General features: G+C 70.2%; 11 protein-coding genes and 1 pseudogene. 9 read left to right on the top strand and 3 right to left on the bottom strand.

Translation table 11 applies throughout. The features are described 5' to 3' along the window. Positions 1–6: 6 nt before the first annotated feature. The 4 genes from ACIBCK_RS03360 to ACIBCK_RS03375 all read left to right on the top strand — a co-directional run bounded on the left by ACIBCK_RS03360 (position 7) and on the right by ACIBCK_RS03375 (position 4,634). The gene (locus tag ACIBCK_RS03360) at positions 7–1,371 is read left to right on the top strand and encodes a sensor histidine kinase (protein WP_399386363.1); all 1,365 of its coding nucleotides are present in this window, start codon (positions 7–9) and stop codon (positions 1,369–1,371) included. Beyond that, entirely contained in the window at positions 1,368–2,039 is a 672-nt protein-coding gene (locus ACIBCK_RS03365) for a response regulator (protein ID WP_399386364.1), read from the top strand. The genes ACIBCK_RS03360 and ACIBCK_RS03365 overlap by 4 nt, the downstream gene beginning before the upstream one ends. 151 nt (positions 2,040–2,190) lie before the next feature. After that, positions 2,191–3,408, top strand: a complete 1,218-nt coding sequence (locus ACIBCK_RS03370) for an alpha/beta hydrolase (RefSeq protein WP_399386365.1) — start codon at positions 2,191–2,193, stop codon at positions 3,406–3,408. Beyond that, positions 3,405–4,634, top strand: a complete 1,230-nt coding sequence (locus ACIBCK_RS03375; RefSeq protein WP_399386366.1) for an acyltransferase — start codon at positions 3,405–3,407, stop codon at positions 4,632–4,634. The genes ACIBCK_RS03370 and ACIBCK_RS03375 overlap by 4 nt, the downstream gene beginning before the upstream one ends. Positions 4,635–5,192: 558 nt before the next feature. On the opposite strand, the gene ACIBCK_RS03380 is transcribed toward ACIBCK_RS03375, so the two are convergent. Both ACIBCK_RS03380 and ACIBCK_RS03385 read right to left on the bottom strand, forming a co-directional pair. Beyond that, on the bottom strand, positions 5,193–6,278 hold the full coding sequence (locus ACIBCK_RS03380) for an aldo/keto reductase (protein ID WP_399386367.1): 1,086 nt from the start codon (positions 6,276–6,278) through the stop codon (positions 5,193–5,195). A gap of 5 nt (positions 6,279–6,283) precedes the next feature. Further along, positions 6,284–6,709: pseudogene (locus ACIBCK_RS03385) on the bottom strand (MerR family transcriptional regulator); the annotation flags it as partial. 309 nt (positions 6,710–7,018) lie between these two features. Here ACIBCK_RS03385 and ACIBCK_RS03390 point away from each other — a divergent pair. Together ACIBCK_RS03390 and ACIBCK_RS03395 are read left to right on the top strand one after the other, a co-directional pair. Then, positions 7,019–7,504 (top strand): GNAT family N-acetyltransferase, encoded by a 486-nt coding sequence (locus tag ACIBCK_RS03390; protein ID WP_399386368.1) that lies wholly within the window; start codon positions 7,019–7,021, stop codon positions 7,502–7,504. A gap of 19 nt (positions 7,505–7,523) precedes the next feature. Next, complete coding sequence (locus ACIBCK_RS03395) at positions 7,524–8,339, top strand: serine hydrolase domain-containing protein (RefSeq protein ID WP_367041554.1); 816 nt, start codon at positions 7,524–7,526, stop codon at positions 8,337–8,339. A 112-nt stretch (positions 8,340–8,451) separates the two neighbouring features. Here ACIBCK_RS03395 and ACIBCK_RS03400 read toward each other — a convergent pair whose 3' ends face one another. Then, complete coding sequence (locus ACIBCK_RS03400; protein ID WP_399386369.1) at positions 8,452–9,117, bottom strand: pirin family protein; 666 nt, start codon at positions 9,115–9,117, stop codon at positions 8,452–8,454. Positions 9,118–9,302: 185 nt separating this feature from the next. Between ACIBCK_RS03400 and fasR the strand changes: the two genes are divergently transcribed. From fasR to ACIBCK_RS03415, 3 genes are all read left to right on the top strand, one after another. Further along, entirely contained in the window at positions 9,303–10,442 is a 1,140-nt protein-coding gene (fasR, locus tag ACIBCK_RS03405; protein ID WP_367048988.1) for a fatty acid biosynthesis transcriptional regulator FasR, read from the top strand. Between the two features lie 89 nt (positions 10,443–10,531). Continuing rightward, the gene (locus ACIBCK_RS03410; RefSeq protein WP_399386370.1) at positions 10,532–11,479 is read left to right on the top strand and encodes an ACP S-malonyltransferase; all 948 of its coding nucleotides are present in this window, start codon (positions 10,532–10,534) and stop codon (positions 11,477–11,479) included. Between the two features lie 17 nt (positions 11,480–11,496). After that, positions 11,497–12,528: a ketoacyl-ACP synthase III gene (locus ACIBCK_RS03415; protein WP_399386371.1), complete on the top strand. Its 1,032-nt coding sequence runs from the start codon at positions 11,497–11,499 to the stop codon at positions 12,526–12,528. Positions 12,529–12,560: the final 32 nt, after the last annotated feature.

Below are 12,560 nucleotides of genomic sequence, written 5' to 3' on the forward strand. Positions count from 1 at the left end.
CAGGCCATGAGCAGCGCATCGACACCACCGGACCAGGATTCCCGCCCACCGGCCTCGGAGCCGGACGGGCGCGGGGCCACCCTTCAGCATGCGATCGCGGGCGTCCGCGAGGGCCTCGGCCGGGCGGGGGCCTTCCTGTTTACACCCGCGGGGCGGGCCGAACCGCTTCTTGCCCGGGCGCCCAAGCGCTGGATGCGGTTGCTCCCCCTGATCACCGCGCTGGGCTTCGTCGCTGCCCTCATCCCGATCACCACCCAGGTGCTGGCGAACGACTATGGCGTGAACGGCGGTCTGGCGGGCGCCCTGGGTGTCGCTCAGGTCGCGCCGCTGCTGCTCGCGGTGAGTCGCCCCTTGGCCGCTTGGTGCATCGTCATCGTCGCGGATGTCATCGGGGCGATCGTGACGTTGTCCATGAGCGACGACCGTCCCGCGCCCTGGACGGTCATGATCATCGTTGGTTACGTGGTCGTGTGCCTCCTGTTGTCCTTGCGCGAAAGCCGCCGCACCCTCCTGGGGGTGTGGTTGGTGACCGTCGTCGTGAGCCTCGTCCTCGGCGCGTTCCGCGACGGCGGCAGCCAGGACACCAGCGTGCTGCTGATCGTGCTGAGCGGTGGCGCGCTGCTGCTCGGCGCGCTGCTGCGCGAGCGTGGCGACGCGCAGCGCAGACTCATCGAGCAGGAGACCATCAGCGAGGCCGAGCGTGCCCAGCGAACCCTTCTTGAGGAACGAACCCGCATAGCCCGGGAGTTGCACGATGTCGTCGCTCACCACATGTCGGTGATCACGGTGCAGGCCGACTCCGCGCCCTACCGCCTCGACGGCCTGCCGGACGCTGCACGTGAGGAGTTCGGCAGCATCGCGGCCAGTGCCCGCGAATCCCTCACCGAGATGCGGCGGCTGCTCGCCGTGCTGCGCAGCGAGGACGCGGCGGGCGAGCGGGCGCCGCAGCCGGGACTCAGCAGACTGCCGCATCTGGTGGAGGCGACGGTGCGCGCCGGCATACCGATCGAGCTGTCCCGTCCTGAACTGTCGGTGCTCACACAGCTGGCCGACGTCACACCGGCTGTCGACCTGTCCGCGTACCGCATCGTCCAGGAGGCCCTGTCGAACGTGATGCGGCACGCGCCGGGAGCACGCACCACCATCACCGTGACCCTGGACGAGAAACATTTGCTGATCCTGGTGGTCAACGGCCCGCCCACCGAAACACCCGACCCGTTGGAGCACAGCGGCACAGGACACGGTCTCGTCGGCATGCGCGAACGCGTACGGTTGGTCGGCGGCACGGTCGACGCCGGGCCCCTGCCCGACGGCGGTTTCCGTGTGGCGGCCCAACTCCCCCTTCTCAAAAAGGACTCCGGCACCGCATGACCATCCGCGTGATCATCGTCGATGACCAGAACATGGTGCGGGCCGGCTTCGCCGCACTCCTTGCGGCGCAGAGCGACATCGACGTCGTGGGCGAGGCGCCGAACGGCAAGGCGGCTGTCGACGTCAGCCGCAACACCCATCCCGATGTCGTCCTGATGGATGTGCGGATGCCCGAGATGGACGGACTCACCGCGGCTCGCGCCCTGTTGGACCCCCCACCCGGAGTGGTGCACGTGCCGAAGGTACTGATGCTCACCACCTTCGACGTGGACGACTATGTGTACGAGGCGCTGCGCGCCGGAGCCTCGGGCTTCCTCCTCAAGGACGCTCCGCCCGCCGATCTGATCTCGGCGGTCCGCGTGGTGGCGGCCGGCGACGCGCTGCTCGCTCCATCGGTGACACGTCGCCTGATCACGGACTTCGCCAAGCAGCGGCCGCGCAGCGACCAGTCGCTGCGGTTGAACGGCCTGACGCCGCGTGAGACCGAGGTACTGGTGCTGATCGCGCGCGGCCTGTCGAATCAGGAGATCGCCGAGCGGCTGGTCCTCGCCGAGCAGACCGTGAAGACCCATATCGGCAAGGTGCTGTCCAAGTTGGACCTGCGGGACCGCGCCCAGGCCGTGATCTTCGCCTACGAGTCCGGACTGATCGCGCCCGGAGAGCAGTAGAACCCCTCTCCCCCATACCGCGGTATGGGCTCCCCCTACCCCGGTATGAGCCGCAAGTTGGCTCCGCAGTGTGAGGTGCCGCAGGGCACCGTCTCCCTACTTTTCCCCTCGTCACGCCAGAGCGTGCACGAGATGGGGAGGGAGACGGGCCATGCGCCTTCGTTCACGGAAAGCCCGCGGAAGCTGGAAGAGCCGCAGCAAGCGGACGTTGATCGCCGCGGCGCTCACGACGACGATCGTGGCCGGCACGACTGGCTGGGCGGTCGGCAATGAGCAGCAGCCGCTCACAGGCCCGCCGCCGGGTACGCAGGCCTGGCGCACGGACCATACGTGGGGGGTTCGACTGCCGGATCCGGCATCCACGACCCCCGCCCGAGTCGCCGCGTTCTTCGACTCGTTGAGCCAGGCGCAGCAGCACCGCCTGGCCGCACGGCACCCCTCGGTCGTCGGCAATCTGGACGGCGCCCCGACCGCTCTGCGTTTCGAGGCCAACTCCCAGTCCCTGAAAGTCGAGCGGGCCCGCGAGCGAGCGCGTGAGACCAATCCGCGCCTCACTCTGCAGGATCACGAGCGGGCCCGATCCCTCGTGGCGCGTTACGAAGACCTCCTGAGCCCCGGTCGGCAGATACTCGCGTTCGACCCCCGCGGCAGGGGTCAAGTAGCCGAGGTGTACGGCGACTTGTCGGACGCCAGCCACGTATCCGTGGTCGTGCCGGGCTCCGACATGGACCTGGGCACCTTCGACCGCTCGAAGGACGAGTACGGCACTCCGGCTGGGATGGCGCGCTCCCTGCACGCCTCCGCAGGCGACGACACGGCGGTGGTGGCCTGGGTCGGATACACCACGCCGGTGGGCCTCGGACCGGACGCCGCGACGGGGCGGCTCGCGGACGCCGGTGCGCCACGGCTCGCACGGTTCGTGCAGGGCCTGACGGCGTCAGGCACCCCGCGCCCCGCTGTGTTCTGCCACAGCTACGGCTCGGTGGTGTGCGGTCTGGCGGCCCCTCAACTACCGGCGTCCGACCTGGTGGTGCTCGGCTCCCCCGGCATGCGTGCCGAAAGCGTGGCCGATCTGCACACCTCCGCCCGTGTGTGGGCGGCCAAGGACGAGAGCGACTGGATCGGTGACGTGCCAAATGTCGAGCTGTTCGGCCTCGGCCATGGCGAGGACCCGGCCGACCCGGGGTTCGGCGCCCGACGCGTTCCCGCGGAGCGAGCCGAGGGCCATACCGGCTACTTCGCCCCGGGGACGGATTCCCTCCAGGCCTTCGCCGCCATCGCGAAGACCACCTCCTCCACCGTCTCGGACCACGGCACCGCCGGCTGGGCGCCTGCCGCCGACGCCAGCCCCACTGGAGAGCGGCCATGAACCTCACCCCGCTGACCACCCTGCGCAAGACCGCGTCGGCAATTGACGCCAAGACGCCCGCACATCGTGACCGGGCCATAGACGGGCTGCGTGCGCTCGCCCTCCTCGCTGTGCCGACCGGGCACTGGCTGCTCGGCGGATTCACGCTCGATGCGGGCGGGGCGCTGCACAATGCCAGCCCTCTGGCGTCGTTCGGATTCTTCGCGCCGCTCAGCTGGGTGCTGCAGATGCTCGGCATCTTCTTTCTGGTGGGGGGTTATGCCTCCGTCCTGTCGTATCGCCGGGCGGCGGCGCGCGGCGAGTCGACGAGCCGCTGGCTTCGTGGGCGAGTGGCGCGTCTCGGGCGACCCGTCCTCGGGGTGACGGCCGTCTGGGCGGCGTTGATCCCGGTGCTGTACGCGATGGGAGTGCCCGGCACGACTCTGCGCACGGGGTCAACGCTGGTGATACAGCCGCTGTGGTTCGTCGGGATCTATGCGGTGATCACCGCGCTCACTCCATGGTGCATAAGGGCGGCCGAGCGGCTCGGGGCCGGGGCCGCGGTGCCACTGCTCGGATCGGTCGCCGTCGTCGACTTCCTGCGCTACGGCCCGTACGGGGAGTCGATGCCGTCCTGGCTGAGCTTGCTGAATCTGCTGCCCGGCTGGATGTTCGCCTATCAACTGGGTGTCAGCTGGGGGGAGAAGAGGCTGGGCAGGCGTGGTGCGTGGCTGCTGCTCGTCGGAGGGTCAGCCCTCTTCGCGGCCCTGCTGCTCGTCTTCCACTACCCGACATCGATGGTCGGTGTCCCGGGTGAGGTTCGGACGAACTCCCACCCTCCGTCGCTGCTGGTCCTGGCACTGGCCGCCGCGCAGAGTGGAGCGGCGATCCTGCTGCGGGAGCGCATCGGCAAGTTGCTGCGCAGGCCCGCCCTGTGGGCACCGGTGGTGGTGATCAACCTGTCGGCGATGACGATCCTGTGCTGGCACCAGACGGCGATGCTCGCGGCGGCCGTGCCCGGCTCGTTCCTCGGCGACACGGTGCCGGGGCTGACGGCGGGCCCTGACACCTGGGACTGGATAGCAGCCCGGATCGCCTGGCTTCCGGTCTTCGGAGTACTCCTGCTGCTGATAGGCCGCCACACCCGCAGCTTCGAGGCCCCGTGGAAACGAGCCACCCACGCCCGAAGGGCACTGGCCGGACTCTTGGCGGCCGGGTTCACGGTCTTCGCACTGGGGCTGGCGTGAGCGAGTTGGGGGGGGGACGGACCTTGCCGGGTGCGTGCCGCGCGGCTGTGGGGCCCAGTGGGCATGCGCAGCAGGGTCATACCGGGCGGGCATGCGCGGCAGAGGTTTCGCCCAAGGCAATGCGGCGGCAGGGCCTCGCCAGGGAGACCCGTCCCGCCAGGTGGTTCCGCTGCCGAGTAGGTCCCCTGCGAGGGGGTTCGCTCGGAGCCTCGCAGGGTGGCCGCGGGGAGGGCTGCCTGGCTTCGGCAGGCAAGCCGCGCCCCACGGGGCCAGTACTCGCAAGGCTCCCGCGGGGGTGGGCCGGCGGCGCCCCGCAGGGTATGGCGGCCCGCCTAGAGCCAGCCCCGCGCGATGGCATCCCCGTCGGGCAGAGATCGGGCAGAGCTCGGGCAGGGAGAGCCCGGAGTGAGTTGCCGGGAGCCTGGCCGCTGGGATCGCTGTCGTGCGAGGCGCCCCACGGGGTGGGTAGGCGAACAGGCGCCGCCGGATGGGGCCCCTGCGCGTTGGGTGTACCGCGGGGCAGGGGCCGGGCCCGGTCGGCGGGGCTGTCGGTTTTTGTTACTCGCGGCCTGCTGACGTGAAGGTCATGTCGGCGTAGCGGTCGCCTGCTACCTGGGCGGCGATGGGGTCCAGGAGAGTGAGTTCGGAGGGGGTGAGTTCGAGGTGGGTGGCTGCGGTGTTCTCCTCGACGCGGGTGCGCTTGCGGGTGCCCGGGATGGGGACGACGGCCAGTCCGTGGGCCTGGGCCTGCTGCTGGACCCAGGCGAGGGCGACCTGGCCGAGGCTCGCGCCGTGGGCTTCGGCGACGGTGCGGACGGGTTCGAGGAGGGCCGCGTTGGTGGCGGCGTTGTCGCCGGTGAAGCGGGGCTGCTGGCGGCGGAAGTCGTCCTTGCCGAGTTCCTTGTCGGCGCTGACGAACGAGCCGGTGAGGAAGCCGCGGCCGAGCGGGGAGTACGGGACGAGGGCGACGCCGAGTTCGGCGGCGACCGGGACCACGCCCTGCTCGATGTCACGGCTGAACAGCGACCACTCCGACTGGACGGCGGCGATGGGGTGGACGGCGTGGGCGGCGCGGAGTTCAGGGCCGGTGACCTCGCTGAGGCCGAGATGCTTGACCTTGCCGGCGGCGACCAGCTCGGCCATCACGCCGACCGTTTCCTCGATCGGCACCTCGGGGCTGCGGCGGTGCATGTAGTAGAGGTCGATGGTGTCCACGCCGAGGCGCTGGAGGCTGGCATCGATGCAGGCGCGGATGTAGGCGGGGTCGTTGTTGATGATGCGCCTGGTCGGGTCGGCCGGGTCCATGGCCAGGCCGAACTTCGTGGCGAGGACGACCTCGTCACGGTGTGCCTTGAGGAAGGGGGAGAGGAACTGCTCGTTCTCACCGGCGGCGTAGGCGTCGGCGGTGTCGTAGAGGGTGACGCCCAGCTCGAGGGCTCGCTCCAGGGTCGCCCGGGCCTCCTCGGCGTCGGTGGGGCCGTAGGCGAAGCTCATGCCCATGCAGCCGAGCCCCTGGACGCCGACTTCGGGGCCGCCGGTCCCGAGCTGCACCTTCGCGATCCGGGATGCCGTTGCCGTCTCGGGGGTCGTAGCCGTCTCGGGGGTCGTAGCCGCTTCGGGGGTGTTGGGTGTCTCTGCGGTCATCAGTGTCAGAGCCTCTCCGACGCCGGGCGGGCGTCAGCGTAAAAGTTGATCTTGTAGTCGAGTACGGCGAGCGTGTCCTGGAGCTCCGCTATGCGGGTGCGGACGTCGCGGCGGGTCTGTTCGAGGAGTTCATGGCGCTCCGTGAAGGTGTGGTCACCCTCGCGCACCAGCTCGGCGTAGCGGACCATGTCCGCCACCGGCATGCCGGTCAGGCGGAGCTTGCCGACGAAGGTGAGCCAGTCCAGGTCACGGTTGCGGTAGCGGCGCTGGCCCGTGTGGGAGCGGTCGATGTGAGGCATCAGGCCGATTCGCTCGTACCAGCGCAGGGTGTGCGCGGTCAGGCCGATGAAGGCGACGACCTCACTGATCGTGTAGTGGTCCCGTCCGTCCGGGCGGGGGTGCGCGGTGGGTACCGAGGCGCAGGCGTCAGCACTGGCGTCCGGGCCGTCGGAGCTCCCGGCGGCACCCGGTGCACCGGCAGCACCTACAGCACCAGGAGCGCGGCTGCTCCCGGCGACACCGGGGACACCAGCAGCACCGGCAGCACCCGGGTCCGTCTCCGTCGCGCCGGGCGTGGGGCCCTGTGGGTGGGCCGTCTCGGTCTCGATCACCGTCATGACCCCAACGCTAAAACCTTGGAGTGCGCTCTAAGCAAGCAGAACAGGGAGGAAAATTGTGACGAAGCCAAACCCTCGGAAAATCGGGGGACGCCGCTTCATGCGGTGGTTACGGTGCCGATCATGAGTCTTGTGCGTCGCGCCACGCCAGAGGATGCCGAAGAACTGATCAGGCTACGGCAGGTGATGATCGACTCGGTGTTCGCCGCCGACTCGGTGTCGGCCGCGTCCGACACCGGCTGGCACGCCGAGTCCCTTCCTGTCGTCCGGGACAAACTGGCCGATCCGAACGGCGACTTCGTCGCATTCGTCGTCGAGCAGCCGGAGCGGCCGGGGAAGCTGGCGGCGCTGGTGGTGGGGACGCTGGAGTACCGCATCGGGCGGGCGGGTAATCCGCAGGGTGCCATCGGCCATGTGTTCAGTGTTGCCACCGATCCGGATCAGCGACGGCGTGGGTATGCGCGGGCCTGCATGGAGGTGCTGCTCGACTGGTTCCGGGAGCGCGGCGCGGGGAGTGTCGATCTCAACGCGTCGGCGGATGCGGAGCCGCTGTACGCCTCGCTCGGCTTCGTGCGCAAGCCCGACCCCTCGATGCGGCTGAACCTGTAGGGCGCTTACGCTCGTACGCATGCAGAGCCTGGCGTTGATCGAGAACTGGCCGGTCCCTACCGCTGCCGCCGCCGTCGTTCGCGCGGACGGCACGGTCGTCGGGGCGCATGGACCCACCGGGCACCGTTTCGCGCTCGCTTCGGTCACCAAGCCGTTGGCGGCGTACGCGGCGCTCGTGGCGTACGAAGAGGGGGCGGTCGAGCTCGATGAGCCGGCCGGGCCCGAGGGGTCGACCGTGCGGCATCTGCTGGCGCACACCAGCGGCCTCGCGTTCGACGAGCACCGGGTTACGGCGCCTGCCGGGACGCGGCGGCTGTACTCGAACTCGGGGTTCGAGGTGCTGGGTGATCACATCGCCAAGGCGACGGACATTCCCTTCGGGGAGTATCTGCGGCAGGCGGTGCTGGAGCCGTTGGGCATGGGGGCCACCTCGCTCGACGGAGGGGCTTCGCCCGCCAAGGACGGGGTGTCCACCGTCGATGACCTGGTGAAGTTCGCCGCTGAGGTGCAGGCGCCGCGGTTGCTCGATCCGCGGACGGTGGCCGAGGCGATGTCCGTGGCGTATCCGGGGCTGAAGGGTGTGCTTCCCGGGTACGGGCATCAGAGCCCCAATGACTGGGGGCTCGGGTTCGAGATCCGGGACTCCAAGTCGCCGCACTGGACCGGGAGTTCGTCGTCACCCCGGACGTTCGGACACTTCGGGCAGGCCGGGACGTTCCTCTGGGTCGATCCCGATGCGGGGGCGGCGTGTGTCGCTCTGGCTGACCGGGCGTTCGGACCGTGGGCCGTCGAGGCGTGGCCTCCGTTCACGGATGCAGTGCTCTCCGAGCTGTAGGGGGGCGTACGGGCGGGCCTTGCGGGCCCCGCAGCTTTGCGCAGCACCCCGCAGCACAGTTACCGCAAGGACCGTCTCCGCAGCCCGGCGGGGCGGGGTGCCGCGGCGCAACTCAGCCTTCCGTCATCTCCCACACCAGCAGCTCCGCCGCCCCCTCGCTCCCCGCCACCGCCTCCAGACCCTTCGCGGCCGTGATCCGGGCCGCGTCGCCCTGTCGCAACTCCTCGCCGCCCAGGCAGACCTCACCCCGCACCACATGCACGTACGCGAAAGGCGCATCCGGGATCGCCGTGCGCTCGCCCGCGGTCAGGCGCCGGACGTGGAGGAGGGCGCCCGCCGCCGGTACCGCGTACGGAGTGGAGTCCGCGATGCCGTGCACCACCTCGTAGGACGGCTCGCCGCCCGGCTTCAGCGGTGACAGCCACATCTGGAGGAAGACCAACGGGTCGCCGCCGTCGTTGCGTTCCACATGCCGGACGCCGCCCGCCGCGCTCAGGTGCTGGACGTCCCCGGGGCGCACGACCGACTCGTGACCGGCCGAGTCGCGGTGGGTGAGTTCGCCCTCCACCACCCAGGTCACGATCTCCGTGTGGCTGTGCGGGTGTTCGTCGAAGCCCGCGCCGGGCGCGAGACGTTCTTCGTTGCAGGCCAGGACCGCGCCGAAGCGGAGGTTGTCCGGGTCGTAGTGCGGCCCGAAGGAGATGGCGTGGAAGGTTTCGATACCGGCGGCGGGCTCGCCGCCGGGGTACCGCTCGCCGGAGCGCCGTACATCAATCACGCACCCCACGTTAGACCCGGCTCCGCATGTCCCCGTCCCGATAAGGCAGTCTTGTCCCCGTGCCCGAACCCTCTGCGAACGAAGCCCGCCAGGACGCCCATCAGGCAGCCCACGAGGAAGCCGCGCGCCACGAGGAAGCCGCCCGCCAGGACGCGCACCGGAAGGCTCACGCGCACTCAGCCACGCTGAAGCGCCTCGAGCAGTCGGCCGGCAGCCTCGCGGCGCAGGCCATCGCGCGCATGGACGAGACCCTGTCCTGGTACCGGGCGATGCCGCCCGAGAACCGGTCGTGGATCGGTCTGGTCGCGCAGGCCGGTATCGCCGCGTTCACCGAGTGGTTCCGGCATCCCGACGCCCCCCAGGCCATCTCCACCGACGTCTTCGGCACCGCCCCCCGCGAGCTGACCAGGGCGATCACCCTGCGCCAGACGGTGGAGATGGTGCGTACGACGATCGAGGTGATGGAGTCCGCGGTCGACGAGATCGCGGCCCCGGGAGACGAGTCCATTCTCCGCGAGGCGCTCCTGGTGTACGCACGCGAGATCGCCTTCGCCACGGCGCAGGTCTATGCGCAGGCCGCCGAGGCACGCGGTGCCTGGGATGCCCGCCTCGAGTCGCTGGTCGTGAACGCCGTGCTCTCCGGGGAGGCCGACGAAGGGGCCGTGTCCCGCGCCGCCGCGCTCGGCTGGAACTCCCCCGAGCACGTCTGTGTCGTTCTCGGCACCGCGCCCGACGGCGACAGCGAGCTCACCGTCGAGGCCATCCGTCGCGCCGCGCGGCACGCCAAGCTGCAGGTCCTGACGGGTGTGCTGGGCGACCGTCTGGTCGTCATCGCGGGCGGCAGCGACAATCCGCTGCAGGTCGCCAAGGGGCTGATCGGCCCGTACGCGGCCGGGCCCGTCGTCGCCGGACCCATCGTCCCCGACCTGCTGGCCGCCACCCGGTCCGCGCAGGCCGCGGCGGCCGGACTCAAGGCCTGCGCCGCCTGGCAGGACGCCCCGCGTCCCGTCCTGGCGGACGATCTCCTGCCGGAGCGCGCGATCGCGAGCGATCCCGCCGCGCGCGAGCAGTTGGTGGAGGAGATCTACAGACCACTGGAGGAAGCGGGATCCGCGCTCCTGGAGACGCTCAGCGTCTATCTGGAACAAGCCAGCAGCCTCGAAGGCGCGGCCCGGATGCTCTTCGTACACCCCAACACCGTGCGCTACCGGCTGCGACGTGTGACTGACGTCACCGGCTGGTCGCCATCGGACGTACGCTCCGCATTCACGCTGCGGATCGCGCTCATCCTGGGGCGTCTGGCCGACGGAGATCTCCAACCGTAGGTTTTTGTCGGGCCTCTACAATTCCCCCAGCGGTTCTTCGTCCCTGTCCCCACGGGCGGCTTCCACCGTCCACAAGAGAGAGTGTGAGAGTGCTCGTACTCGTCGCTCCCGGCCAAGGCGCCCAGACGCCCGGCTTCCTGACCCCCTGGCTCGATCTCCCCGGTGCGGCCGACCGCATCGGCGCGTGGTCGGACGCCATCGGGCTCGACCTTGCCCACTACGGCACGCAGGCCGACGCGGACGCGATCCGCGACACCGCCGTGGCCCAGCCGCTGCTCGTGGCCGCCGGTCTGCTCTCCGCCGCGGCACTCAGTGACGCGCTCGGTGCGAACAAGCCGGGCGCGGTCGCGGGACACAGCGTCGGCGAGATCACCGCCGCCGCGTACGCGGGTGTGCTCAGCGATGACGCCGCGCTCCGTCTCGTCCGCACCCGGGGTCTGGCCATGGCCGACGCCGCCGCGGTCACGGAGACGGGCATGGCGGCACTCCTCGGTGGCGACCCCGAGATCACCATTCCGCACCTGGAGAAGCTGGGCCTGACACCGGCGAACGTGAACGGCGCGGGCCAGATCGTCGCCGCGGGCACCGCGGAGCAGATCGCGGCGCTCGCCGAGGACAAGCCCGAGGGTGTCCGCCGCGTCGTACCGTTGAAGGTGGCGGGCGCGTTCCACACGCACCACATGGCACCCGCGGTCGCCACGCTCGAAGAGGCCGCCAAGGCGCTCGACGCGGCCGACCCGAAGCTGACGTACGTGTCGAACCGCGACGGCCAGACCGTGGCGACCGGCTCGGACGTCGTGTCCCGCTTGGTCGGCCAGGTGGCCAACCCGGTGCGCTGGGACCTGTGCATGGAGACGTTCAAGGACCTGGGAGCCACGGCGATGATCGAGCTGTGCCCCGGTGGCACGCTCACCGGTCTCGCCAAGCGCGCCCTGCCCGGCGTGCGGACGGTGGCTCTGAAGACCCCCGACGATCTCGACGCCGCATCTGAGCTCATCGCCGACACCGCATCCGCCGCCGACGCGGCGGGTGCCTGAGAAGGAGCCAGGAGAGCATGTCGAAGATCAAGCCCAGTAAGGGCGCCCCGTACGCGCGCATCATGGGAGTCGGTGGCTACCGCCCGACCCGTGTCGTGCCCAACGAGGTGATCCTCGAGACGATCGACTCGTCCGACGAGTGGATCCGCTCCCGCTCCGGCATCGCGACCCGCCACTGGGCCTCCGACGAGGAGACCGTGGCCGCGATGTCCGTCGAGGCGTCCGGCAAGGCGATCGCCGACGCGGGCATCACCCCGGAGCAGATCGGCGCGGTCGTCGTCTCGACCGTCTCGCACTTCAAGCAGACCCCGGCCATCGCGACCGAGATCGCGGACAAGATCGGCGCGGGCAAGCCCGCCGCGTTCGACATCTCCGCCGGCTGCGCCGGCTTCGGCTACGGTCTGACGCTCGCCAAGGGCATGATCACCGACGGTTCCGCGGAGTACGTCCTGGTCATCGGCGTCGAGCGGCTGAGCGACCTGACCGACCTGGAGGACCGTGCGACGGCCTTCCTGTTCGGTGACGGCGCGGGCGCCGTGATCGTCGGTCCGGCCACCGAGCCGCAGATCGGTCCCACCGTCTGGGGCAGCGAGGGCGACAAGTCCGAGACCATCAAGCAGACCGTGTCGTGGAACGACCTGCACGTCGGCGATGTCTCGAAGCTGCCGCTCGACAGCAAGGGCAACATCAAGTTCCCTGCGATCACGCAGGAGGGCCAGGCGGTCTTCCGCTGGGCCGTGTTCGAGATGGCGAAGGTCGCCCAGCAGGCGCTGGACGCGGCCGGAATCACCGCGGACGACCTGGATGTCTTCATTCCGCATCAGGCCAACGAGCGGATCATCGACTCGATGGTGAAGACTCTGAAACTGCCGGAACACGTCACGGTCGCCCGTGACGTGCGCACCACCGGCAACACGTCGGCAGCCTCGATCCCGCTCGCGATGGAGCGGCTCCTGGCGACCGGCGAGGCGAAGAGCGGCGACACCGCGCTCGTCATCGGCTTCGGGGCGGGTCTCGTGTACGCCGCCACGGTCGTTACCCTCCCCTAGGCATGTCGTCCGGATCATCCGATCCGTACGGC

It is taken from the genome of Streptomyces sp. NPDC051218 (assembly GCF_044455475.1).
Lineage (GTDB): Bacteria > Actinomycetota > Actinomycetes > Streptomycetales > Streptomycetaceae > Streptomyces.

Coding starts and splice junctions, on each gene's coding strand:
- ACIBCK_RS03415 (WP_399386371.1), top strand. CDS start 11,497: ATGTCGAAGATCAAGCCCAGTAAGGGCGCCCCGTACGCGCGCATCATG.
- ACIBCK_RS03380 (WP_399386367.1), bottom strand. CDS start 6,278: ATGACCGCAGAGACACCCAACACCCCCGAAGCGGCTACGACCCCCGAG.
- ACIBCK_RS03360 (WP_399386363.1), top strand. CDS start 7: ATGAGCAGCGCATCGACACCACCGGACCAGGATTCCCGCCCACCGGCC.
- ACIBCK_RS03365 (WP_399386364.1), top strand. CDS start 1,368: ATGACCATCCGCGTGATCATCGTCGATGACCAGAACATGGTGCGGGCC.
- ACIBCK_RS03370 (WP_399386365.1), top strand. CDS start 2,191: ATGCGCCTTCGTTCACGGAAAGCCCGCGGAAGCTGGAAGAGCCGCAGC.
- ACIBCK_RS03395 (WP_367041554.1), top strand. CDS start 7,524: ATGCAGAGCCTGGCGTTGATCGAGAACTGGCCGGTCCCTACCGCTGCC.
- ACIBCK_RS03390 (WP_399386368.1), top strand. CDS start 7,019: ATGAGTCTTGTGCGTCGCGCCACGCCAGAGGATGCCGAAGAACTGATC.
- ACIBCK_RS03375 (WP_399386366.1), top strand. CDS start 3,405: ATGAACCTCACCCCGCTGACCACCCTGCGCAAGACCGCGTCGGCAATT.